This window comes from Corynebacterium sp. LaCa_70 (assembly GCF_058182015.1).
In genome coordinates, this window is the sequence record NZ_CP190914.1 from 381,053 (window position 1) to 405,198 (window position 24,146).

At 57.2% G+C, this 24,146-nt stretch carries 19 protein-coding genes and 1 pseudogene; 14 read left to right on the plus strand and 6 right to left on the minus strand.

Annotation, left to right across the window (positions count from 1 at the left end; all coding sequences use genetic code 11):
• The 4 genes from ACP8MI_RS01685 (at nucleotide 1) to ACP8MI_RS01700 (ending at nucleotide 8,817) form a co-directional block, all read left to right on the plus strand.
• Nucleotides 1-1,428, plus strand: coding sequence for an MDR family MFS transporter (locus ACP8MI_RS01685; RefSeq protein WP_187114689.1), 1,428 nt, complete (start codon nucleotides 1-3; stop codon nucleotides 1,426-1,428).
• Between the two features lie 37 nt (nucleotides 1,429-1,465).
• Complete coding sequence (locus ACP8MI_RS01690; protein WP_049150345.1) at nucleotides 1,466-2,947, plus strand: NAD-dependent succinate-semialdehyde dehydrogenase; 1,482 nt, start codon at nucleotides 1,466-1,468, stop codon at nucleotides 2,945-2,947.
• A 439-nt stretch (nucleotides 2,948-3,386) separates the two neighbouring features.
• Nucleotides 3,387-5,636 (plus strand): YhgE/Pip domain-containing protein, encoded by a 2,250-nt coding sequence (locus ACP8MI_RS01695; protein WP_147578721.1) that lies wholly within the window; start codon nucleotides 3,387-3,389, stop codon nucleotides 5,634-5,636.
• A gap of 295 nt (nucleotides 5,637-5,931) precedes the next feature.
• Nucleotides 5,932-8,817 carry an ATP-dependent Clp protease ATP-binding subunit gene (locus ACP8MI_RS01700; protein WP_049150340.1) on the plus strand — a complete coding sequence of 962 codons (2,886 nt, stop codon included), beginning with the start codon at nucleotides 5,932-5,934 and terminating at the stop codon, nucleotides 8,815-8,817.
• Nucleotides 8,818-9,073: 256 nt separating this feature from the next.
• On the opposite strand, the gene ACP8MI_RS01705 is transcribed toward ACP8MI_RS01700, so the two are convergent.
• Both ACP8MI_RS01705 and ACP8MI_RS01710 read right to left on the minus strand, forming a co-directional pair.
• Nucleotides 9,074-10,357: a lipase family protein gene (locus ACP8MI_RS01705; protein WP_284572068.1), complete on the minus strand. Its 1,284-nt coding sequence runs from the start codon at nucleotides 10,355-10,357 to the stop codon at nucleotides 9,074-9,076.
• A gap of 421 nt (nucleotides 10,358-10,778) precedes the next feature.
• The gene (locus ACP8MI_RS01710) at nucleotides 10,779-11,702 is read right to left on the minus strand and encodes an HhH-GPD family protein (protein WP_284572067.1); all 924 of its coding nucleotides are present in this window, start codon (nucleotides 11,700-11,702) and stop codon (nucleotides 10,779-10,781) included.
• A gap of 35 nt (nucleotides 11,703-11,737) precedes the next feature.
• Between ACP8MI_RS01710 and ACP8MI_RS01715 the strand changes: the two genes are divergently transcribed.
• Both ACP8MI_RS01715 and ACP8MI_RS01720 read left to right on the plus strand, forming a co-directional pair.
• Nucleotides 11,738-12,355, plus strand: coding sequence for a carbonic anhydrase (locus ACP8MI_RS01715; protein ID WP_018120806.1), 618 nt, complete (start codon nucleotides 11,738-11,740; stop codon nucleotides 12,353-12,355).
• A 154-nt stretch (nucleotides 12,356-12,509) separates the two neighbouring features.
• Complete coding sequence (locus ACP8MI_RS01720; protein WP_065420656.1) at nucleotides 12,510-13,325, plus strand: hypothetical protein; 816 nt, start codon at nucleotides 12,510-12,512, stop codon at nucleotides 13,323-13,325.
• Nucleotides 13,326-13,359: 34 nt separating this feature from the next.
• Here ACP8MI_RS01720 and ACP8MI_RS01725 read toward each other — a convergent pair whose 3' ends face one another.
• Together ACP8MI_RS01725 and ACP8MI_RS01730 are read right to left on the minus strand one after the other, a co-directional pair.
• A complete protein-coding gene (locus tag ACP8MI_RS01725) occupies nucleotides 13,360-14,928 on the minus strand; it encodes a DNA repair protein RadA (protein ID WP_018121603.1) in 1,569 nt (522 codons plus the stop codon).
• 174 nt (nucleotides 14,929-15,102) lie between these two features.
• Nucleotides 15,103-15,732: a hypothetical protein gene (locus ACP8MI_RS01730; protein ID WP_239658415.1), complete on the minus strand. Its 630-nt coding sequence runs from the start codon at nucleotides 15,730-15,732 to the stop codon at nucleotides 15,103-15,105.
• Between the two features lie 267 nt (nucleotides 15,733-15,999).
• Here ACP8MI_RS01730 and ACP8MI_RS01735 point away from each other — a divergent pair, with 267 nt between their 5' ends.
• The 8 genes and pseudogenes from ACP8MI_RS01735 (at nucleotide 16,000) to ACP8MI_RS01770 (ending at nucleotide 22,806) form a co-directional block, all read left to right on the plus strand.
• Nucleotides 16,000-16,584, plus strand: coding sequence for a CarD family transcriptional regulator (locus tag ACP8MI_RS01735; protein WP_049150335.1), 585 nt, complete (start codon nucleotides 16,000-16,002; stop codon nucleotides 16,582-16,584).
• Between the two features lie 37 nt (nucleotides 16,585-16,621).
• A pseudogene (locus ACP8MI_RS01740) lies at nucleotides 16,622-17,434 on the plus strand (IspD/TarI family cytidylyltransferase); the annotation flags it as partial.
• 120 nt (nucleotides 17,435-17,554) lie between these two features.
• Nucleotides 17,555-18,031: a 2-C-methyl-D-erythritol 2,4-cyclodiphosphate synthase gene (gene ispF / locus ACP8MI_RS01745; protein ID WP_049150439.1), complete on the plus strand. Its 477-nt coding sequence runs from the start codon at nucleotides 17,555-17,557 to the stop codon at nucleotides 18,029-18,031.
• A gap of 30 nt (nucleotides 18,032-18,061) precedes the next feature.
• Nucleotides 18,062-19,579 (plus strand): cysteine--tRNA ligase, encoded by a 1,518-nt coding sequence (cysS, locus tag ACP8MI_RS01750; protein WP_284572064.1) that lies wholly within the window; start codon nucleotides 18,062-18,064, stop codon nucleotides 19,577-19,579.
• 101 nt (nucleotides 19,580-19,680) lie between these two features.
• A complete protein-coding gene (gene rlmB, locus ACP8MI_RS01755) occupies nucleotides 19,681-20,622 on the plus strand; it encodes a 23S rRNA (guanosine(2251)-2'-O)-methyltransferase RlmB (RefSeq protein ID WP_021352436.1) in 942 nt (313 codons plus the stop codon).
• Nucleotides 20,623-20,868: 246 nt separating this feature from the next.
• On the plus strand, nucleotides 20,869-21,264 hold the full coding sequence (locus tag ACP8MI_RS01760) for a hypothetical protein (RefSeq protein WP_049149455.1): 396 nt from the start codon (nucleotides 20,869-20,871) through the stop codon (nucleotides 21,262-21,264).
• Nucleotides 21,265-22,488 (plus strand): MFS transporter, encoded by a 1,224-nt coding sequence (locus ACP8MI_RS01765; protein ID WP_049149453.1) that lies wholly within the window; start codon nucleotides 21,265-21,267, stop codon nucleotides 22,486-22,488.
• A 99-nt stretch (nucleotides 22,489-22,587) separates the two neighbouring features.
• Nucleotides 22,588-22,806 carry a CysS/YqeB C-terminal domain-containing protein gene (locus ACP8MI_RS01770; protein WP_490290690.1) on the plus strand — a complete coding sequence of 73 codons (219 nt, stop codon included), beginning with the start codon at nucleotides 22,588-22,590 and terminating at the stop codon, nucleotides 22,804-22,806.
• Between the two features lie 155 nt (nucleotides 22,807-22,961).
• Here the strand turns inward: ACP8MI_RS01770 and ACP8MI_RS01775 are convergent, their stop codons facing one another.
• Nucleotides 22,962-23,195, minus strand: coding sequence for a nucleotidyl transferase AbiEii/AbiGii toxin family protein (locus ACP8MI_RS01775; protein WP_144736528.1), 234 nt, complete (start codon nucleotides 23,193-23,195; stop codon nucleotides 22,962-22,964).
• Complete coding sequence (locus ACP8MI_RS01780; protein ID WP_053084898.1) at nucleotides 23,188-24,018, minus strand: type IV toxin-antitoxin system AbiEi family antitoxin domain-containing protein; 831 nt, start codon at nucleotides 24,016-24,018, stop codon at nucleotides 23,188-23,190. The genes ACP8MI_RS01775 and ACP8MI_RS01780 overlap by 8 nt, the downstream gene beginning before the upstream one ends.
• Nucleotides 24,019-24,146: the final 128 nt, after the last annotated feature.

A 24,146-nucleotide genomic window follows, 5' to 3' on the forward strand; every position in this document is an offset into this window, starting at 1 on the left:
GTGAGCGCACAACCGGAAAAGATGTCGTCGGACGTCGTTGCCGTGTTGGCCACGTTGGTGGCGGCGGCGACGGTGATGATCTTGAATGAGACCTCGTTGTCGGTGGCGCTGCCTGCGGTCATGCGGGATTTTGGTATTAACGCGGCCAGTGCGCAATGGTTGATCACGGTGTTCATGCTCACCATGGCCGTGGTTATTCCCACCACGGGGTTTTTGATCCAGCGTTTTAGCACTCGGCAAATTTTCTTTGCCTCGGTGGGGCTGTTCATCGTCGGCACCATCATGGGTGCGGTGGCGCCGGCATTTGTGGTGTTGCTATTGGGCCGCATCGTGCAGGCTGCGGGGACTGCGTTGATCATTCCGCTGCTGATGACGGTGATGTTGCAGATGGTGCCACTGGAACGCCGTGGAACCGTGATGGGCTTTATCGGTGTGGTGATTGCGGTGGCCCCAGCGACTGGCCCAACCGTCGGTGGCGTCATCTTGGAGGCGTTTACCTGGCACGCGATTTTTCTGTGCATGCTGCCGTTGTTGGTCGGTGTGTTGTTGCTGGGTGCGAAGCTGCTTTCCAACGTCGGTGAGAATTCGACGCAGCCGATTGATCTGATTTCCGTCGTGCTGTCGGTGGTCGCGTTCGGCGGTACGGTCTATTCCCTGTCGTCATTAGAAACCGCGCTGGATACCGGCGACAACGTCGGCATGTTGGTGGGTTTGCTGGTCATCGCGGTTATTGCGTTGGTGGTTTTTGCTCTGCGCCAGGTGCGGCTGGGTAAAAAGGCTCAGGCTTTGCTGGATTTGCGCCCTTTTAAGATCCGTAATTTCTCCTTGGCGGTGTTGATCGCGCTGTTCTCCTTTTCCGTGTTGATCGGCACCGTGACTATGCTGCCGCTATTCGTGCAAAACGGGTTGGGTGATGGCGCGCGTACCGCCGGATTGATCGTGCTTCCTGGCGGGGTGATCCAAGCGGTGATGTCGCCGATCATCGGGCGTGTGTATGATTCGGTGGGCCCGAAACCGATCATGATTCCGGGCGCGTTTTTGATGGCCGCTGGTACGTGGCTGTTTACCACCATCGGGACTGAGACGCAGGTCTGGCAATTGGTCACCTTCCATGTGATTTTCGCCTTTGGGTTCGGTCTGCTGATGACGCCGATGATGACCACCGCATTAAGCTCACTGACCGGCGAACTCTACAGCCATGGTTCGGCGATTTTGACGACGCTGCAGCAACTGGCCGCCGCCGCTGGTACCGCATTGCTGATGGTGATTTTGACCCGCGGCACGGATTCGGGGCTGGCCGCAGGATTGACTGAGGCTGCCGCGACCTCGGATGGTGTGCGCGCGGCCTTTGTGGTGGCTGCGCTGATGGTCACCGCGATCATTCCCATTACATTTTTTATGCGCCGGCCACAAGCAACTGTTGCGTAACGAAGCTCATATCCAGATTCGCGCGTAGAGTGTGAGTATGAGTTTCGATTACGCACCATATACTGAATTGATCAACAATCTTCCCACCAAGATTTGGTTGGGTAACGAGCAGGTCGACGGCGTCGGCGGCGCTCATTTTGACGTGGAAGACCCAGCCACCGGCAAGGTTTTAGCACAGGTTTCGAATGCGGATTCTTCGCAGTGGATGAAGGCTTTGGATCTTGCCGACGGCGTGCAGGACACGTGGGCTAAGGATTTCACCGCCCGTCAGCGCGCGGATGTGTTGATGGATATTTATCACGCGGTACAGGATCGTGCCGACGATTTCGCTACGGTAATGACACTGGAAATGGGTAAGACTTTCGCAGAGGCGAAAGGCGAGGTCGGCTACGGCTCGGAATACCTGCGGTGGTTTGCAGAAGAAGCCGTGCGCATTGACGGCTACTACGGTGCTTCGCCATCGGGTGCTGGCACCATTCGCGTTACCCACACCCCAGTCGGTCCTTGCTTGGCTGTGACTCCGTGGAATTTCCCGTTTGCCATGGCTACCCGCAAGATCGCCCCTGCTCTGGCAGCGGGCTGCACCATGATCGTTAAACCTGCCAAGGAAACCCCGCTGACCATGCTGTTGCTCGGTGAGGTCATCTCGGAGGTATTCGCGAAGCACAACGTGCCTTCTGGTGTGATTTCTATTGTGCCGACGCAGAAGTCGTCCGCGATGTCTAGCGAACTGATGGCGGATGCGCGCTTGCGCAAGGTCACCTTTACTGGTTCCACCGGCGTCGGCAAGATTTTGGTTGAGCAGTCGGCGAAGAATCTGCAGCGCACCTCGATGGAGCTGGGTGGCAACGCACCGTTTGTTGTCCACAAGGATGCAGACCTGGATAGCGTGCTGGAGTGCGCGTATGCCGCGAAGATGCGTAACGGTGGACAGGCTTGTGTTTCGGCCAACCGCTTCATTGTGCACGAGGACATAGCTGAGGAGTTCACTCGTCGTATCACGCAGAAGCTGGCGCAGGTAAGCACCGGACATGGCCTGAATGAGGGCGTCGGCCTGGGCCCAATGATCACTGCGGCACAGCGCGACGGTATCGCTGAGCTGGTTGCTGAAGCCCGTAAGGGTGGGGCCACCGTGCACACCGGCGGTGAAGTGCCAGCAGGCGAAGGCTATTTCTACCCAGCCACCGTGTTGTCCGATATTCCAGCTGATGCGGCTATCTTGCGTGAAGAAATTTTCGGACCAGTTGTGGCTATCACCACGTACTCTGATCTGGACGATGCTATTGCGGCTGCGAATGACACCTCGGTGGGCTTGGCGGCTTATGGCTATAGCGAAAACGTGCACACCGCTGAGCGCCTGGCACACGAGTTAAATGCTGGCATGGTGGCCATTAACCGTGGTGGTGTTTCTGATGTTGCCGCACCGTTCGGCGGTATCAAGGAATCCGGCTTTGGCCGTGAGGGCGGTGCCGAAGGTATTAACGAGTACCTGGATACCCGCTATATCGCCACACCGTAGATCTCACTAATCGCGCTTAGCTTGCGCATTGGATAGCACCCATTCCCGCCGGGGGTTTACCTGGAGGGGTGGGTGCTTTTCTGCGTCTATATCTCGGTGTCTATATTCCCGTGCCGTTCCTGCGTGTTTTCACGATAGACCCTAGAGGTAGACCCCCCAGAGATCTCCGCGTTAATTAGCCAAATAGTTAATCGTCATATACTGTGGTGTTCCACATCACAAAGCAAAAAATTCTGTGTGATGGCTTATAAAAACCAAACGCATTTGCTAGGGAAACTATACTAATGAAGGCTCGTGAAATTTCGGTCTTGCGAGCGATTATTTTTTGTTTTCCAAGCAATTTTGAGTCAGTCTCCAAGCACGACACCGGCGTGGAATCTCGCAGTGGTGCTAGCGGGGGTACTGCACTCTCATAGACATGTAGTGGAGGTGTCTTCTCGTGAGTACTGCTGATAACACTGCGAACAGCGCTGCGAATGGCGCTGCGAAAAGTGCAGCCTCGTCGGCTGGCACGGGTGCAGAGTCGGGTGTACACGCTGCGCAGGACAAAAGCCTGTGGCACAAATTGCTCGATTGGCGTCCGAAATCGACGATCCCACGCATCCTCGTGGTGCTCACACTCGTGCTGCCGCTGGCGGGTGCGGCGACATTCATGTGGGCGATGTGGGACCCATCGAAATACCTGCGCGATGTTTCCTTGGCTGTGGTTAATGAAGACGAAGGCGTCGAGCGCGACGGCGAATACATTAATTATGGAAACCAGGTCGTCGAAGGCTTATTGGAAACCGATTACCTGAATTTCTCGGAAGTCGACAAAGAGCAGGGTGATAAGGGGCTAACCCGCGGTGATTACCTATTCGTCGTCACGATTCCGAAGGATTTTTCTGATGACGCAGTCACGATCATCAGCGATAACCCGAGGCAGCCGAATATCCACTTCGCGGAAAACGACTTCTACGGCACCAACGGTGCGGTGATCACCAATAGTTTGATCCCACAGGTGCAAAGCAACGTTGCCAACGCGATTTCCAAGAAATATGCCGACAAGGTTATCGCTGGTCTTGATCGCATGGGTGAGGGGCTGAATCAAGCTGCCGAGGGTGCAGGCCGTTTGGATGAAGGCGCTGGCCAGCTCAAGGATGGCGGTACGCGGGCAGTCGATGGAATCTCGCGGTTGGATAAGGGGGCTTCTGACCTGCAAGATGGTGCCGGACGCTTGCACCAGGGAACCACAGACTTGAAAGCTGGTACGACGCGCCTGCACAATGGCGTCGGCGAACTGAGCAATGGTGCAGCCCGGCTGCAGGATGGATCCACCCAGCTGGCTAACGGTACGGATCAGCTGCTTAATGGTACGGATCAGCTTGCCGACGGCGCTGGCCAGATCGATGCCGGTGTAAACCAACTGACGGGCATGCTGTTGCCACTACTGGAGCAGGTGCAGGGTGCGTTGCCGGATATGCAACCGATTATCGACTTGCTGCACACCTTGGGCGCGCATGCGGAAGCTGAAAAACTGGCGGGGATTGTGAACCGGCTGGATCCTGCGAACCAGCAAAACATGGTCAACCAGCTCAACCGCTTGCGGGAAGGCACCGGCCAGCTGCATTACAATTTGGCTGATCCGAATGCCCCGTACCGGTCTGGTGTGATTCGTCTGCAAGATGGTGCTCATCGGTTGAACGACGGCATCAACCAGCTCAACGGTGGTGTTAGCCGCCTGGCAGATGGTGCGAGCCAGTTGGATAACGGCGCGGCCCGTCTGAACGCGGGTACTGGCGAGTTGACTGACGGCGTGGGGCGTCTGAAAGACGGAACCACGCAGCTCAACGACGGCGGTGGCCAGCTGATGGACGGCATGACCCGCCTGAAAGACGGAACGAGTGAATTGTCGACCAAGCTTGCCGACGGCGCTGCTAAGGCACCGAATATCACCAAGCCGGAAGATTCCGCGTCGAATATCGCGGTGCCGATCAACTTCACCGCGTCCAACGAGCACCCAGTCCAGACCGTGGCGGATGAATCTGATCCGACGGTCAAAAACATTACTGCTGGTGCGGCCATCCTGGTGATCGTCGTCTTCGGCTACCTGGCCATGGCGTTACTGTCGACGCTGCTGCCACATATCGTCGGCAAGCGTGCCAATAGCTACACCGTACTGGGGCCGGTCCTGCGCGCGCTGGGACTGATCTCTTTGGTGAACTTCGCGGTGATCGGATTTTTCGCGGGATTCTCCGTGGCACTGGGATGGTCGCCGGATAACTGGGCTATCGCCATCGGTGTACTGGCGCTGACCGCGATCACCGGTTCGGCTGTCTTCCAGTTCCTGCGCATCCTGTTTGGCCGCATGTACGGTGGCGTATTCTCGCTGGGGCTGTTTGCTCTGGGCTTATTCGTCTTTGGCGGTATCTGGCCGCTGGATACTACTCCGGGGCCACTGCGGATGCTGCATAGCTTCCACCCAATGAGCTACACCCGCGATGCGTTTATGCGCGCAACCGATGGCCTCTACGACGCCACCTTCTGGGGCGGACTCGGTGGCCTGCTGGTCTTCGCACTCTTGTCGACGGGACTGTCGCTGGTTATCTACGCCTCGCGTCGTCGTGGAGCGGCAACCGAGCTGGAAGAAGAAGTCGAGTACGTCAAGAAGGCGCGCTTGGGTGAAGAGCCAGCCACCATCGCGCGCTAAGGCCTACTGCTAAGGCCTGCTGCTAGGGTCAGTCGCTAGAGCCTGCTAGCTGCTAGGGCCTGTGCCCGTTAGGCACGTGCAACACAAGCGGCGTCCGGATTACCTCCACTCCGGGCGCCGCTTTTTGCTGCCAAAATACGTTCCAACAGGGCGTTCGCTACAGGCGAACAGGCCATTATGCAGGGAGTTTGCCGGATTTGCGGGAATCGATTCGCAAAACGGGAAGGGCCGGTGATAGTTGCGCGTTATGGTGGGTGGAACATAACGCAAATCGGTTAGGGAGAACTCAGAGCACATGTTTGAACGGTTTACGGACCGAGCTCGACGCGTCATCGTATTGGCGCAAGAAGAAGCTCGCATGCTTAACCACAATTACATCGGTACCGAGCACATCCTGCTCGGTCTGATCCACGAAGGTGAAGGGGTTGCTGCTAAGGCCCTGGAATCGATGGATATCTCCTTAGACGATGTCCGCAACGAGGTCGAAGAGATTATCGGCCAGGGTTCCCAGCCACACAGCGGACATATCCCATTTACTCCGCGGGCCAAGAAGGTCCTGGAGCTTTCGCTGCGCGAAGGCCTACAAATGGGCCACAAATACATTGGCACGGAATTCCTGCTGCTGGGTCTGATCCGCGAAGGCGAAGGCGTGGCCGCGCAGGTATTAACCAAGCTGGGCGCTGACCTGCCACGTGTGCGTCAGCAGGTTATCCAGTTGCTGTCTGGTTACGAAGGCGGAAATCAGGATGGTTCCGGTAGCGGATCCTCGTCTGCACCTGGTGGCGGCGGACTGGCTGGTGCCGGTGCTGGCCCATCGATGGGCGGCGGATCCGGCAGCGGTGGCGGTGGCAAGGGCGACCGCTCCAACTCGCTGGTGCTCGATCAGTTCGGACGTAACCTCACCCAGGCTGCCAAGGAAGGCAAATTAGACCCAGTCGTTGGCCGTGATTCTGAGGTTGAGCGCATCATGCAGGTGCTCTCACGCCGCACGAAGAACAACCCAGTGCTGATCGGTGAGCCAGGCGTCGGTAAGACTGCCGTGGTTGAGGGCCTGGCCCTGGATATTGTTAACGGCAAGGTACCGGAAACGCTGAAGGATAAGCAGCTGTATTCGCTGGACCTGGGTTCGTTGATCGCTGGTTCTCGTTACCGTGGTGATTTCGAAGAGCGCCTGAAGAAGGTGCTGAAGGAGATCAACCAGCGCGGCGACATCATTTTGTTCATCGACGAGATCCACAACCTGGTCGGTGCTGGTGCCGCAGAAGGTGCTATCGATGCTGCGTCGCTGCTGAAGCCGAAGTTGGCTCGCGGTGAGCTGCAGACCATCGGCGCTACCACGCTGGAGGAATACCGCAAGCACATCGAAAAGGACGCTGCGTTGGAGCGTCGTTTCCAGCCGGTCAAGGTCGAAGAGCCTTCGCTGGAAGATACCGTACTGATTCTGAAGGGTCTGCGCGATAAGTACGAGGCACACCACCGCGTTTCTTATACCGACGACGCTTTGGAAGCCGCCGCGAAGCTGGCACACCGCTATATTAATGACCGCTTCTTGCCTGATAAGGCCGTCGACCTGCTCGACGAGGCCGGCGCACGCATGCGCATCAAGCGCCTGATTGCTCCGGATAGCCTGCGTGAGGTGGACGAGCGCATTGCGGAGGTACGCCGCAACAAGGAAGCCGCCATTGACGGCCAGGACTTCGAAAAGGCTGCACGTCTGCGCGATAGCGAGCGCAAGCTGAACGAAGAGCGCGCGGAGAAGGAAAAGGCGTGGCGTGAAAACGATCTGGAAGATATCGCTGAGGTCGGCGAGGACCAGATCGCAGACGTTCTGTCACACTGGACTGGTATCCCTGCACTCCGCATGACCGAGGCCGAGTCCAACCGTCTGCTCAACATGGAAGAAGAGCTGCATAAGCGCATCATCGGGCAGAACGAGGCCGTTAAGGCTGTCTCCCGTGCGATCCGCCGTACCCGTGCAGGCTTGAAGGATCCAAACCGTCCATCCGGTTCCTTCATCTTCGCCGGACCGTCCGGTGTGGGTAAGACGGAGCTGTCGAAGTCGCTGGCGAACTACCTGTTCGGTAACGACGATGACCTGATCCAGATCGACATGTCGGAGTTCCACGACCGCTTCACGGCATCCCGCCTGTTCGGTGCCCCTCCGGGATATGTTGGACACGAAGAAGGCGGCCAGCTGACCGAAAAGGTTCGCCGCAAGCCGTTCTCCGTCGTGTTGTTCGATGAGATCGAAAAGGCGCACAAGGAGATCTACAACACCTTGCTGCAGGTGCTGGAAGAAGGCCGTTTGACTGATGGCCAGGGCCGCGAGGTCGACTTCAAGAACACCGTGTTGATCTTCACCTCGAACCTGGGTACCTCGGATATTTCCAAGGCTGTTGGCTTGGGCTTTTCCTCCGAGTCAGAGCTTGATCCAAACTCTCAGTACGAGCGGATGAAGAACAAGGTGGATGAGGAGCTGAAGAAGCACTTCCGCCCAGAGTTCTTGAACCGTATTGATGAGACCGTCGTGTTCCACCAGCTGACGCAAGACCAGATCGTGGAAATGGTCGACCTGCTCATTGGCCGCGTTGCCAAGCAGCTGCACGACCGCGACATGGATATCGAGCTGTCCGAAAACGCGAAGAAGCTGCTGGCTCGTCGTGGTTTCGATCCTGTATTGGGTGCGCGTCCATTGCGTCGTACCATCCAGCGTGAGATCGAAGACCCAATGTCGGAGAAGATCCTGTTCGGTGAGATTGGTGCCGGAGAGATTATCTCTGTCGATGTCGAAGATTTCGACGACAAAGACAAGAAGAAGGGCACGTTCACCTTCAGCCCACGTCCGAAGCCATTGCCGGAAGATGAATTCGGTGAACTGGATGAAGACGACGTGCGCGAGGTAGAAAACCCAGCTGCTTCGGACGATGCTGGCGAATCCGATGATTCCGACGACAAGGGCGGCAACGGCGGCTCTGGCTCCGATGGTGATAACCCGGATGACCAGCCGGGCACCGTTGGTGACCCGAATGGTCAGCCAGACACGCTGAGCCCGGATACGCCTACCTCAGGTAACTCCGGTGCATTGCTGGAGCGCCCGGAAGATGAGCGCGGCTCGGACGATTCGGATGATTCTGATGGCCCATCTGGACCACAGCCGCAGCCGCAGCGCGATGACCAATAAAAGCGGACACCAAGCGCATTAGCACAGTGCCGACGTAGCTCCAGTTAAGTGCTGTGAGCTGCTGACGTTAATCTGCTTCGCCACTCATATGCAGCTGTAGAAACATGAGAGCTGGCCTGTCTCCTCACGATGAGGGACAGGCCAGCTTTTTGGTATTTAGCCCGCTTTTTGTATGAACTAGGCGGCTAGTCGCCGGAATCTCCGCGACGGCGCGTCGGCACACTGTGCGCCAGCTAGCCAGACGTGGGGGTGGTTGTTAAAACGTTCCGCAATCGTTTCCTGGGGCCAGACCATTAAATCGATCTGTGAGGTAGCGCAGTCCCTGTGGCATATCCGTAAACAACGGCAGTGCATGGTTCACGCCTGGTTTGATGTCCGGAAGTACCGGTGGCACGAGGGTGCTTCTCAATTCCACCTGGCCACCCTGTGCGCAATAATCGCGGGCCATTTGTGCGGCTTGCGCAAACGGAATCAGATCGTCGTTATCTGAGTTGGAAACCAACATTGGTGCAGACAGTGGCCGGGTACCAAGCTTTTGCTCGTCGACCAATTCGCCGAGCTCCGTTCGGCGGGTAATAATTTCTGCGAATGACTCACCACTGTTGGTGAGCGTGCGCGTATCGGTAAAGCCCCAGTTGATGGTGCCGTCGCCAATACAACTGATTTCGGCGTCTTTGAGAAAGCGCTTGCCTTCGTCGTTGAATTCTTCGTCTATTAAAGCCGCTAACTCTGGGTGGCGTTCCAGGTAACCGTTGAGGGTGTACCCCAGGGCGGCAACGATGGACGAGCCGTCGACGGATTCCAGAACTTGGCGCAGATCTGCTGGGGGAGCACCAGCAAAAGTTCCTACTAGGTTGAGCTCCGGGGCGTAACTGGCGTGATATTCCGCGGCGGCAGCGACGGCCCCGCCGCCCTGTGAATAACCGGCGAAACCAACTGGGGAATCTGCGGGGGCGCCAGCAGCCTGCAATCCTGCGCGGGCCGCATCGAGCACCGCATGGGCTTCTTCTTCAGAATTGACGTAGGTGTGGTGACCGGGTGTGCCCATGCCCATGTAGTCGGTGCTGATAATACGCATGCCAGTGGCATTGGCCAGATACTGCAGCGGCAGTTCGTAATTAGCGTTCAGGCTGAGATAGGGCTGCCCGCTGGCATTAGGTTGCACGTTGAGTGCTGAGATGAGGTCGGGTGCATGAGATGGTGCGCACTGGTCACTGGAGCCGCGTGTGCCTGGGGCCATGACCACAGTCGGGGTGGGACCGTTGCCGTGCCATGGGGCGACCGGTTCGGTGACGTAGCCGGTAACCTCTACCGGTGCTCCATTGGAGTCGACAGAAGCGTAGCGGATGCGCTGTGCTGCTCCCGGAAGCTGTGGTCCGGCGAGGTTGAGTAGATGTGGGGCAGGGGTGGCGTCTAGCAATGTGCCAGGCGCTGGGCCAGCTGGGGACGCCACCGGAGCAGTGGTGGCGGATTCGGGAGTCACTGCTTCATCGGCATGTGCTGCGGAAGCGCCAGCTGAGGTTACAAGACCAGCAGCCATGACACTGGCGGTAGCTAAGCTGAGACCTTTGCGGAGGCTACTACTAATGCCGGTGTGAGTGGGCATGGCAGGATCGGCACCAGTACTACTCTTTTGTTTAGTAAACTGTGATTTAAAATACATGACGGCAAGCTTAGAGGGAATGGCTCAATTAATCACCCTCTGGTTGTTTTGTCGGCACCCCTATTTTGTGGGGGAACTTTCACATTGGTGCCCTGTGATTAACAGCAGTTATCTGGAGTTTCAGTATGTCTTAGGTGAGATCCCAAACATTATCCGCGTGCCTTAGCTCGTGGAGACTTGCATATTTTGGGCGGAAGGGATTTTCGGGTTATGTAGCAATGCTACAATCAACATTGAACGCCCCGGTGATGCCTCTGCCAAGTGCAAGCACCCGGGGCTCCGTTATTGGGGTGCAGCTCTAATCCGGAAGCGCGAATTCGCCGCCGCCGGTAACCTCGCGCACTAAACCGTCGGCAAGCAAAGAGCGCAGGGCCCGCTCGCGCTGCTCATCTTTCGGCCACACCAGATCAATCTCGGGCTTTGGCACTGGGGCAGAAGCTTCCCGCAGCACAGCCATGATTTTGCCGCGCACTTGTCGGTCAGTGCCCGCGAATTTCTGCACCCGCTTTTTCTGCGCCGCCATTTCTGAATCACTCGGCGCCGGCGAACCAGCACGCACCCAGGCACACCCGGCACGAAGCGGGCACACCGAACACCGCGGTGAACGCGCAGTACACACCAACGCGCCCAGCTCCATCAAAGCCACCGAGGTTTGCGGTCCGGAGCCGTCGGTAAGCAAAGCTCCCACCTGGGCCAATTGTCTTTTCGCAGGCTGTGGCGCCAAAAACTGTCCAGACCACGCCCGCGCATACACCCGGCGCACATTGGTATCCACTACCGGGACGTTTACACCAAATGCGAAACACGCCACCGCCCGCGCGGTGTAATCACCAATGCCGGGAAGCGCTAACAACTCATCCACATCGCGCGGCACCACACCGTCATACTGTGCCACGATCGCTTGCGCGCATTCCCACAGCCGCAACGCCCGCCGCGGATAACCCAACCGGCCCCATGCCCGCAATACATCCGCCTGACTGGCCGCGGCAAAAGCAGTGGGATCCGGCCACCGGTCCATCCATTCCAGCCACTGCGGTGCGACGCGGGCGACGGGGGTTTGCTGGCTCATGACCTCAGAGACCAACACGCCCCAAGCCGTGGTCTCTGGTGTGCGCCAAGGCAGGTCGCGGCCATACTCGTCGAACCAACTGCGCAGCGTCGGCAACAGGGCGGTGGCGTCGGCAAGCGGGGTCGCAGGGGCGGGTTCTGAATGATTCGTCATCGCGCATAGTTTAGGACAAAATAGAAACTGTGAGTATGCAGAATGTGGCCAAGACTCCCCAGGCCGTGTGGGAGTCCCTGCGGGAGGGCAATGAGCGGTTTATGGCCAACCGCTCGGAGCGGCCAAATCAGGATCCGGAATACCGTTCGCTGTTGAGTGTCGGGCAGTCGCCGCGCGTTGTGATCTTCTCCTGTTCGGATTCGCGCGTGCCCGTCGAAATGGTTTTTGACTTAGGTCTTGGCGACGCCTTCGTGATCCGCACCGCGGGCCAGATCATTGACAGCTCGATCATCGCGTCGGTGGAATACGCCATCGAGAAATTCGATGTGAACCTACTGGTGGTCATGGGGCACGAATCCTGCGGTGCGGTGCGTGCGACCATGGAATTTGCCGAAGGTGGTTCCGCGCCGAATGGCTTCCAGCGCACCATCGTCGAGCGCGTGTTGATGTCCGTGACCGAGGCCAATAAGCGGGGCTTGGTCACCCGCGAGGATGTCGAGCGTCAGCACATCACCGAGACCGTGTACCAGCTGATGGCCCGCGCGCCGGGGTTGGGGCAGGGGCTGATTCGCCAGTCGATGGGCATCGTTGGTCTGCGCTATAACCTGAGTGATGGGCGTGTGGAGCCGGTCGTGCTCAACGGCGTGCACTAGCAGGGGCTCGCACTAGTAGGGCGCGTGTACTAGCAGTCGCTTGCCGACGTGTGGGTAGCTGCATGTCGCGGCAACCGCCGTTACCCGCCGGATGGCGTAGGACACGCGCGGTAGTTGCCCCAGCCCAGCGGTGTTTCGTTATAAATTAGGAATTGTGACTTCCCCTCAACATCCACAACGACGCCTCCCAGAAGAAATTTACCGACGCCGCCGCATGGCTGGCCTGGCGGTTCTTCTCTTGCTTGTGCTTTTGCTGGTCTGGATCCTCAGCGCCATTTTCGGTGGCAACGGTGAAGAGAATCCACAGTCGGCCGCGGATACTTCGGCTGCTAACCAGACCGCGACGGCCACTGCGGCGCGGGATGAAAAAGACGGTGACGCGGGCAAGGACTCGGATAAGGATGCCGACGACGCAGCCAACGACAGTGCCGCGAAAGAAGCCGAGGACATTGACGCAGCAGATGGCGCCAAGGATTCGGATCGTCCACGCAAGGGTGACGAGAACAAAGAAAAATCTGCCGACGAGCGCCCGTCGCCATACCCAGAAGAGGGCGAGGAAGCCCAAGCAGCCTCTGGCGCCTGCGAGCTGCACAACCTGAGCGTGACTGCGCACAGTGATAAGGCGTATTACGCAGGTGGCGATCAGCCGACGTTCTACATGTCGATCGAAAACCCGACTGACCATGATTGCACGGTGAACTTGGATGAAAACCCGCTGCGCTTCGAAGTTTATGATCTGAACACGAACCACCGCATGTGGGCAGACACGGACTGCTACCCAGCCGTGATCACCGGCAACCAGGAATTCAAGGCTGGTCAGACCCGGCACTTCGAGGCCGTCTGGTCGAAGACGAACTCCGCGCCGGGCGAGTGCAACCACCGCCCCGCTACCCCGGAAGGTAATTACTTCCTGCACGCCGTCGTTGGTGATAACGCTTCCGACGCTCTGACCTTCGCGCTGCGGGCGTAATTAGCTATAGGCGTAATTTAGCTGCGGGGCATAATTAGCCACGCAGTTCGCGTACCACCGCGAGTGCTTGCCGCAGGGTGCCGACGCTGCGCAGTTCCAGGCCTTCGGCGGCGAGCTCTTTCGCGAGCGCGCGGTCTTCTTCGTTGTTGCGGCTGGGGGCAACGGCACAGCGATAGCCAATCCGCGCGGCTTCTTGCAGGCGTCGTTTAAGATTCGGCACCGTGCGCATTTCGCCGGCCAGACCAATTTCTCCGATGAATACGGTCTTGGCCGGTAGTGGTGTTTCATGCAGCGACGACCACGTCGCCAAGGCCACCGCCAGGTCGGTGGCGGTTTCGGTGATGCGTACCCCGCCGACCGTCGCCACGTAGGCGTCTTTTTCATTTGTCCGTTCACCGGCGCGCGCCTGCAGCACGGCGAGTACCAGCGGGATGCGGTTTTGATCCAAGCCGGTGACCACACGGCGCGGGTTCTTGGCGACGGGATCGACCGTCAAAGACTGTACCTCGGCCACGATGGGGCGTACGCCATCCATGGCGACGGTGACGGCAGAGCCGTTGGGTGTTGCGCCGTGGTGGGACAGGAACAGTCCGGACGGGTCGGCGACTTCCCGGATGCCGTCGGCGGTTTGTTCAAAACAGCCGACCTCGTCGGTAGCGCCAAAACGGTTTTTAATTCCGCGTAGCATCCGCAAGCTGGATTGCCGCTCGCCTTCAAAATTCAGCACCACATCGACCAGGTGCTCCAGCACGCGCGGCCCGGCAACGTTGCCGTCTTTGGTGACGTGGCCGACCAGCAGAATCGGAATACCGGTGGTTTTCGCCAACGTGGTCAGTGCTGCCGTGACCGCGCGGGATTGCGCCACGCCGCCAGCCACCCCCTCCACGCCGGTGGCCTGCATGGTTTGCACGGAATCGACGATGATCAGCGATGGCCGTAGTGCCTCGACTTGCTGGAACACGACATCCAGGTCTGATTCCGCAGCGAGATACAGCGTGGGGGACAGCCCGCCGGTACGCTTCGCCCGGGAATAGACCTGTGCTGCGGATTCTTCCGCCGTGACGTAGAGGGCCGTGCGGGTAGTGGGCTGGCCGTCTGCAGCGGCATCATCATTCGACGTGTCCAGATTCGATGTTTCCAGGTCCGACGTTTCCGGTACTTGGCTCCAGCGCGCGGCTACCTCTAATAGCAAGGTGGACTTGCCGACGCCTGGCTCACCGGCCATCAACACCACGGAACCAGCCACGATGCCGTCGCCCAACACTCGGTCGAGTTCCCTGATGCCGGTGTGCATGCTTTTCGCGGACTGCGCGGAAATCTGGGTGATCGGCACCGCGGCACTACTTGGCGCCAGACCACTGCGGCGGCCACTGCCGGAACCGCGGCCGCGCGAACCAAGCCCACCCGAGCCAGCGCCAGCGCTTCCGCGCGCCCCGGAAGCTTTAGCACCGGAACCTAAGCCAGCGGCCATGCTGGCTGTAAAGATCGGGGCTGCTTCTTCCAGCGTGCCCCAAGAACCGCATTCCGGGCAGCGGCCCAACCATTTCGGGGAGGAGTAGCCGCATTCGGAACACGTGTGGATCGCCCGCTGTTTTTTCGCCATGGAATCATCCTAAGACAGGCATGTCACAGGCACCTTATTCCGCGCATCGAATTTCGAAAATAAATACGAAAAACACCCCGGTGTTAATGCCGAATTGGTATTCCGGGGTGCTAATTAAGGATTGTTAATCCAGGGGTGCTTCAGGCTGGCACGCCCACTGTGGTGTCGAGTGGCTTAGTGGTGCTCGCCGTGTCCGTGCTCGCCTGCTCCGTGGTCGTGGCCGTGATCGCCACTGATGGAACCTTCACCACGCGGTGCGTAGCCTTCTTCCCAGTCGCGGTCGTGCTCGCCGGTGGTCAACGGGGCGGCGGCTACTGCCGCATCCACGGTGATGGTGGTGGAATCAAATACGAATTCCACGGGACGGTGGCCGCCCGGTGCGAAGTCGTCGTTGTCCAGAGTGGTTTCGACGTACTGAATGCAAGCATCGTCTGCTTGCGGGGTGTCCTTCAATGCCAGTGCGCTGTCACCGAAGACAGTGCAGCCGGAACCAATTGGTTCCAGGGTGTCCACCGATACTTCATTGCCGTCCACCGAGATGGATTGCAGGGTGTGCTCTTTCATCGAAGGATCTTGGTTGGTGGCGGTGAACTTCAGCGCAGCGGCGTCGTCTTCCAGAATGATGGTGACGTCGCGGACTGAAAGTTCGCCGTTTTCGCTGTCCGCACTCTGTCCATCGACGGTGGCGACCTGTGAAGAGGTCTGGGTAATGTGGCCTGCCGAGCAGGCAGCCAGGGTTAGGCTGGCCAGGGCAGCAGCGGAAATGGTGCCGCCGCGACGAACAAACGATTTCAGGGACGTCACTGTGGGGTCCTCCAACAACTCATCGAGCACAAAGATTTTCAGCTTTTACCTTAGCTGTTTACCCCCGTCGGTACACAGTTTCCGGTTTTCTGCCATCACAGGGGCGGGGCATTCGGGGGCAAACTTTTTATGGGTATTGTTCTTTGAGGTTTGTGGTTGCTTGCCGACGTCCATGTGCGCGCGATCCTGCCCGTCGGCAAGTATTCACTGCGTGTTAAAATAGCGGCCTGAAGTCTGCCTGTTAAGCCTGTTAAGCGAGGAGTGGGAATGGAAATCAAGGTCGGCGAGGTTGTTGTCTACCCGCACCACGGCGCGGCGAAGGTCGAAGCCATTGAAACGCGCGAGATGGGCGGGGAAACGCTCGAGTACGTTGTGCTTTCCATCAACCAATCTGACCTGGTGGTTCGCGTTCCGTCTAAGAATGTGGAACGCGTTGGCGTGCGCGATGTCGTCGGCAAAGAAGGCCTAGAAAAGGTCTTTTCCGTGCTGCGAGAGACGGATGTGGAAGAGGCCGGCAACTGGTCCCGTCGCTATAAGGCGAATCAGGAGCGACTGGCGTCTGGCGATATCAACCAGGTTGCTGAGGTCGTGCGTGATTTGTGGCGCCGCGACCAGGACCGTGGTCTTTCCGCAGGTGAAAAGCGCATGTTGGTGAAAGCGCGCCAGATTCTGGTGGGTGAGCTCGCGTTGGCAGGCCCAGTGGATGAGGCCAAGGCCGATAAGATGCTCGCCGAAGTCGATGCCACCATCGAGCGCCACCGGGCCGCTGGTTTGACCGGCACGACTGGCCCAGAGGTGGACACCAAGGTTGATGTGGACCTGGATGATCTCAGCTTTGACGACGAAGACTAGATAGCTGAAGACTAAAATTACTGAAGACTAGCAACTTATGAGTACTTCGAGCCCACGCCCTGCCCCAGTGATCGCGATTATTGCCGCTGCCGGGCAGGGCACTCGTTTGCGTGCGGACAAGCCGAAGGCGTTTGTTGAGCTCGCAGGAATATCCCTGCTGGAACGCAGCATTAGTGCCATGCACGCAGCCGAGCTTGTCGACGAGATCATCGTGGTTGCTGCGCCGGATATGTTGGATGAGGCTGCCGACGTAATTTCCCGGTGCGAGGCTGCAGGCGACACCTCCGTCGCCGACGCCAGCCGCGTCCCTGGCGCCGGTGCTAGCGACAGGCGCACGATCCGGCTGGTTCCTGGCCGTGGGCAGCGCGTCGATTCCGTGATGGCTGGACTGGAAGCGATTTCTGTGGAGCCAGGCGTCGATCCGATCGTGCTGGTGCATGATGCCGCACGGGCGCTGACGCCGGCGAGCATGATTGACCGGGTGGCGCGTGCAGTGGCAGATGGCGCTTCGGGTGTGGTTCCCGTGGTGCCGGTCGTGGACACCATCAAAACTGTGACGGAAACCGCTGGTCACGACGAAGAGCCCAGCCAGGCTCAGATCACCACAACCGTGGACCGCAGTAATTTGCGTGCCGCGCAGACACCGCAGGGCTTTCGCTACAGCGCGCTGTTTTCTGCCAACGAGATGTATTACGCCAGCGTGCACGCGGATGCTGAAGCCGGAACCCGCAGTTTTGTGCCCACTGATGATGCCTCGTTGCTTGAGTGGCAGGGCGTGCCCGTCGCATGCGTCGACGGCGATGAACTGGCGTTCAAAATCACCACGCGCAAGGATTTGCTGCTGGCCCAGGCGTTTCTTGCCGACGGCGTCGCTGATGGTACTGACGGTACTGAAAGGGCCGAAAGAGTGAATCCCTCGTCCCAGTCCCAGGCCATCCCAGAGCAAGCTAATTCCACACAGCCACCGGCCATGCCCATCCCGCGCGTCGGCATCGCGAGCGACGCGCACCAAATTGAGGCCGGTAAACCCTGCTGGATCGCCGGGCTGCTTTTCGACGGCGTCGACGGCTGCGAAGGCCACTCGGATGGTGACGTTGTCTCGCACGCCATGGTGGACGCGCTGCTGTCTGCCTCTGGTTTGGGTGATCTCGGCTCGTTCGTCGGCGTCGGCAGGCCAGAATATGACAATGTCTCCGGTGTGCAGCTGCTGCGCGAGGTGCGTGAGCTTCTCGACGACAACGACTTCCGCATCGGCAACGTCGCGGTGCAACTGATCGGGCAAACCCCGAAGTTCAGCCCGCGTAGGGAAGAAGCCCAAGAAGTCTTAAGCGAGCTGCTGGGTGCCCCGGTGTCGGTCTCGGCAACCACCACGGATCACCTGGGCTTTACCGGCCGCGAGGAAGGCCGGGCGGCAATCGCCAACGCGGTGGTATGGCGCGCGAACTAGTGCGTGCAGGAGTGCGTAAACTAGTAGCTTGTGAGCTTACGGATTTTTGATACCGCGACGCGCCAGACCCACGAATTTCAACCCCTGCGCGAAGGTGAAGTGTCGATTTACCTGTGTGGGGCCACCCCGCAGGCGAAACCGCACATCGGCCATCTGCGTTCCGGGGTTGCTTTTGATATTGTGCGCCGTTGGTTTCTTGCCAAAGGCTACGATGTCGCATTCGTGCGCAATGTGACGGATATCGACGATAAGATCCTCACCAAAGCCGACGCACATTCTCGCCCGTGGTGGGAGTGGGTTTCTACCCACGAGCGCGAATTTACGCGCGCCTATCAAGCACTCGGCGTCATGGCTCCCAGCGTGGAGCCGCGCGCAACCGGGCATGTTACCCAGATGGTCGAGTATATGCAGCGGTTGATGGATCGCGGTTTTGCTTATGCCGTGGACGGCTCGGTGTATTTCGACGTCCTGGCTTGGCAGCAGGCGGAAGGCTCGGATTACGGCCACCTTTCAGGCAACCGCCCAGAAGAAATGGAGCAAGGCGAGACCAACAACGCGGGCAAGAAGAACCCGCTGGATTTTGCTTTGTGGAAGGCCGCGAAACCGGGTGAGCCTGCTTGGCCCACACCGTGGGGTGATGGCCGCCCGGGCTGGCACTTGGAGTGCTCGGCGATGGCCACCTATTACTTGGGCGCGGAGTTTGATGTGCACTGCGGCGGGCTGGATTTGCAGTTCCCGCACCACGAGAACGAGATTGCGCAGTCGCACGCTGCCGGTGATGGTTTTGCTCGTTACTGGATGCACAACCACTGGGTGACCATGGCTGGCGAGAAGATGTCCAAATCGCTGGGCAACGTCCTGGATATCGACGCTTTGTTGGAAAAGGTCCGCCCGGTGGAGCTGCGTTACTACCTGGGTAGCGCGCATTACCGCAGCGTGTTGGAGTATTCCGAGGCCGCGGTGCATGAGGCCGCAGCTGGTTTCCGCCGCATTGAGGATTTTGTTAGTCGTGCATCGAAGCTGGCGGGCGCGCCCGTCGACAAGTATGTGGTGGAACAGGGCAGGCTTGCCGACGCCGGTGCTGCCGCGCTTGGCGACGGGGTGGCCAGCGATGATGTCGCCAACGATGATGTTGCCAAGGAAGTTTCTGCATATTGGGACAAGTTTGCTGCCGCGTTGGATGATGATTTCGCGGTGCCGCGTGCGTTGGCCGTTATTCACACTACGGTGAAGGCGGGCAATAACGCGCTGGCTGGCAAGGATGCTGGCAAGGCCAAAGCTGTGGCGTTGGCGTCGTTGGTGCGTGCGATGGCTGCCATTGTCGGTATTGATCCGTTGGATCCGCAGTGGGCAGGAAATGCGCAGGGCACTGGTGACTCCGATGTGCAGCAAGCACTTGCTAGTTTGGTAGAACACGAACTTGAGCTGCGGGCTGCGGCGCGGAAAGAGAAAGACTTCGCTACTGCCGACGGCGTGCGGGATCGTTTGGCTGCGGCTGGTATTGAGGTTATTGATACCCCGGATGGTGCGGAATGGAAGCTGCGTTAGGCAGATATCCGTAGTGAAATCACTTGTCGCGGTGTCGGCGAAGTACAGTTAATTCGAAATACTCGAAAATGAAATTTTTACAGCAAGGATAGTGAATTTTTATGGCACGTACCCACGGTAGGGGCGGAGCGGGAATCCGCAAGACCAACAAGAAGGGAGCCACGAAGGGCTCCGGTGCCGTGCGTCGCCGCGGCTTGAAAGGCAAAGGGCCGACGCCGAAGGCGGAAGATCGGGTTTATCACCAGAAGCACAAGGCGAAACAGCAGCGTGAGCGTTCCAATTCGGGCCGACATGAGGCGACGACGGAGCTGGTCGTAGGCAGGAACCCGGTGGTGGAATGCCTGAATGCGAAGGTTCCGGCGAGCATGTTGTTTGTGGTGGCTGGTACGGGTTCGGATGAGCGGTTGACGCAGGCTGTGCAGATGGCGAATAGCCGTGGTATCCCGATTACTGAGCTGCCGCGTCATGAGATGGACGTGAAAACCGGCAACGGCATGCACCAGGGTATTGGTTTGCAGATTCCGCCGTTTAAATATGCGGAAGTAGAGGATTTGCTCGCTGATGTGCAGCAACGCAATGAGACTGGCATGTTTGTCATTCTGGATAACATCACGGACCCGCGGAATTTGGGTGCGGTGATTCGTTCGGCGGCAGCTTTTGGTGGCCATGGTGTGATTATTCCGGAGCGTCGTTCGGCTTCGGTCACGGCTGTTGCTTGGCGTACTTCTGCTGGTACGGCCGCGCAGTTGCCGGTGGCGCGGGCGACGAACCTGACGCGTACGGTAAAAGAATTTCAGAAGAACGGTTACCAGGTCGTTGGGCTGGAAGCTGGCGGAGAGCACACGCTGGATACCTATGACGGCGGCACGGATCCTGTGGTCATTGTTGTCGGCTCGGAAGGCAAGGGTATTTCGCGTTTGGTACGCGAAAACTGTGATGTGTTGATGTCGATTCCGACCGTCGGGTGGGTGGAATCGCTGAACGCGTCGGTGGCAGCTGGTGCGGTCTTGAGTGAGTTCGCGCGCCAGCGCCGCGTCGGCTAGTTCGTTTGTTTTGTCTGGGGCGGCAGCTTTGTTGCCGTCTCGTTGTGTTTAGAGACCAATTGCGGGCTCGTATGAAGTACCGGAAGTTGTGATTGCAATGTGCTAGCGAACTTCGGATAGCGTGGGCCCAGACAGCACTGGAAAGAGGTGAGACAAAGGCAAAAAGATGTTTCAGGCCACCCTTGAATTGTGATCTGTATATCATTATTGTTAATGATATAGTTTTCCTCACATATAGGAGTGGTTATGTTCACATTCAATGTGCTTCCCGAAATAGTCTCGATGGGCGGCTCAACCCCTTCCAGAATTCAAGGCCGAGAAGCGGTTGCTGAAAGTAAAGTGTCAATTCGACTTTCCGACAAGAAATCTTTGGAGAAATGTCTTCACCAGCTTGAAATCTCCGACGTTCGGCTAGCAGAAAGAGGGCCAAAAATCCCAGGACCTTATGATTGGCAGTTTGTGATCAAGGAAGTTCTCGAGGATGGAAGTGCGGTCGCCCACTTCGGTGTGGCTTGGTACGATATCAGTTATTTCAATGAAAAGAAAAGTGTATTTCAGGACCCTCGGCATTCCAATATGTTCAGCTCGATGGGAGCGAGCCAGGACGATGTGTCAGTTGAGCATTGGATAAAGTCATCCTAAATGCATCTCTTGAGAGGTAATGGCGGCGAAGGACTTCGTGCAATTTATCCTTTAGCCGCCATCTATTTTTTGCTGTCCCTGTGCGGGACAATGACCAGCTTGTCAATTTCACTCCACTTCGCCGCTCTTAACGAGGGTGAACTCTTAGTAGCAAGCATTTTTGTCTCTGGAGCCTGCGCCCAGGTTTTTGTAGTCCCGCTACTGAGCCCACTCTTCAACAAATTCAGCAGCTATTACATAGCACTTTCTGCTCTCTTCTTGGATCTACTGGGCCTATTAGCAATGGCTGCTTACCCGGAGCCGTTGATTCTCATCCTTGGAAATCTCGTCACCGCATGTTTAACCGGACTGTCAATTCCATCCATTTTCACCATCGTTGACTCTCAGGTCAGCGAAGGACAGCAAGCGAAAGCCTTCTCTTTTTTGGATACAGCACGTCTTGGGGGCGGATTCATTGGGCCGCCGCTAGGAGGATTACTTCTTGACCAAAAGAACTTGCAGGCAGCGCTTTTGGTAGAAGCGTGCGCTGTAGTGATCTCGCTAGTTGTCTTTCTGGTCGTCTACAAACTAGTGCTCTACAAAACTGCGGCGCAAGACAAATCGGCACAGGAACAAAATAAACAAACTTCGTCGAGCTTTTTCCACAAGGTCCTCGAAGCTCCTTCTCTCTTATTAAAAAATAGAAATTCTCGGTTTGCGATAACCAGCATTTGGGGTGCAATCATCTGCACGTCAATTTTCAACATTGCTCTTGTCTTTTATGCGACGACAACGCTGCAAGTAACCGGTACGGTATATGCAATTATTGCCCAGGCTTTTATCGTGGGCCGTATCTTTGGGGCACGGTTTTCCGCTTGTCTTGGTTCACACAACGCCAAGAAAGCTCTGACCGGAGCAGGTGTCGCTATGGGCTGTTTCATAGCTTTACCCGGGCTAATTCCCTCATTGTGGCTCTGCATACCATGCTTCTTCCTTGGCGGAGTTTGCAATGCCGTCCAGGTGGCCGCTCTGCGAATTATCGTTGTTGGAACCGTACCTGGTGAGGTTAAGCCCAAAGCCCTTTCTACGATGGGGTCCATAAACAGCTCCGCAATGCTCATTGGATACATTGTCGGAGCGCCCGTTGTCAGTGCTCTCGGCCCAGCTGTGGCACTTGTCGTATCCGGAATTGGGACCTCCGTGCTCACAATAGGGCCAGTCCTGAAGCACCGTCTGCAAAAATAACTGGCAAGAATTCTGGCGAAAGTTTTGGCACGGATTCCGGCAAGGCCAAAGCTGTGGCGTTGGCGTCGTTGGTGCGTGCGATGGCTGCCATTGTCGGTATTGATCCGTTGGATGCGCAGTGGGCAGGAAGTGCAGGGCACTGGTGATTCCGATGTGCAACAAGTACTTGCTAGTTTGGTAGAGCACGAGCTTGAGCTGCGGGCTGCGGCGCGGAAAGAGAAAGATTTCGCTACTGCCGACGGCGTGCGGGATCGTTTGGCTGCGGCTGGTATTGAGGTTATTGATACCCCGAATGGTGCGGAATGGAAGCTGCGTTAGGTAGATATCCGCAGTGATATCGCTTGTCGCGGTGTCGGCGAAGTACAGTTAAGCGGTTGTCTGGCATGTTCTACTTTAAATACATAAGGTCCGACACGCGTTCCATTCATGCGAGCCACTAAATTTTTGGCAGCTTCGAGGTATCCAGTTGGATTTTACTGGCGGTACAAGTCTAAATCTTTGGTATGCCGTGCGCCGGGAAGGATGCAGTTTAGATTAGTTCCTCCCTTTATGACCCAGCCATCATCGATTGTCATCAGTTCTGCGAGAAAGACTTCTCGAAAGAATCTGTTGTAAACATGGTTCGGATTTTTGCCTTCGACTTTGGCTAGCTGACGTAAACCTGCGGTGATTTGGGTATGGGTATTTCGAAGCTTTGAATTACTCATCTCCATTAGGTTCCGATCCGATGAGGGCTCGCGGGGAAATTGAATGCTGAAGGTTCTTCCTTATCTCAGGAGAAAACTCGACGGGTTTTAGGTTGTTGAGCACAGCAGATATTGCTGAATCCGAAATTTTCTCCAGTGTGTCTAAAACTGCTTGCACAACAGGGTCTTCTCCGGCAGGGAGAGGAACAAGTTCATTGAGACGGGTTCGTAGTGCCACTGCGGTGTTTTCTCTAGCCCCAAGTAATGTTGCAACATCGGCTAGCTGAGTGCTGAGATCTTCCCGGCTGACTAGCCCATCTTGTAGAGCAGCAGTGATGATGTCAGTGACATGACCTGGTTCATGGCCGGATGCCAGCAAATCACGAACTGTTCTTGGGATCGTGGTGATTGGGAGGCCATCAAGGTAGGTGATGTCTGTATTGGCTAATGCAGCTATATGGAAGATGACCTCTGGTTGCTTAGTCTGACGTCGTTTTTTCGTTGTAAAGTTGATTTTTTCGTTTTGTAGGTCGCCAATTCCATAAAGGCTTGCCGCGGTTTCATGGGAAACTACTGCAGTGTTGTCATTGCCATCGATTCTGTCAATAGCCATCGTGGCAGGGTCGAGAGCTAACCATTGAACGCGAACATCAAGTTCTGGTGTCCATAGCGTAGCTGCAAAAGCGTAAATTCCATGTCGGAGCCTGGTCAGTATTGATTTATTGACCAATCGGTTGAGGGTAACCGCATCGATTCCCTTCGCACGAGCTTGAGCTGAAGTGAACAGGCCCCATTGTTGGGTTGCTAAATCTGCTGCCAATTCAATCCCTTCAGCCGTTTTCATGCTGCAAATATTACCAAATAAGTAATTATCGAAGTGGCTTAGTGGTGTTAGAGTGTCGAAACTTGCAATATATGTAAGTATCGAAGAACGGTATCGTGGGGTGCAATCGCATTCATGTTCGAGTGGTG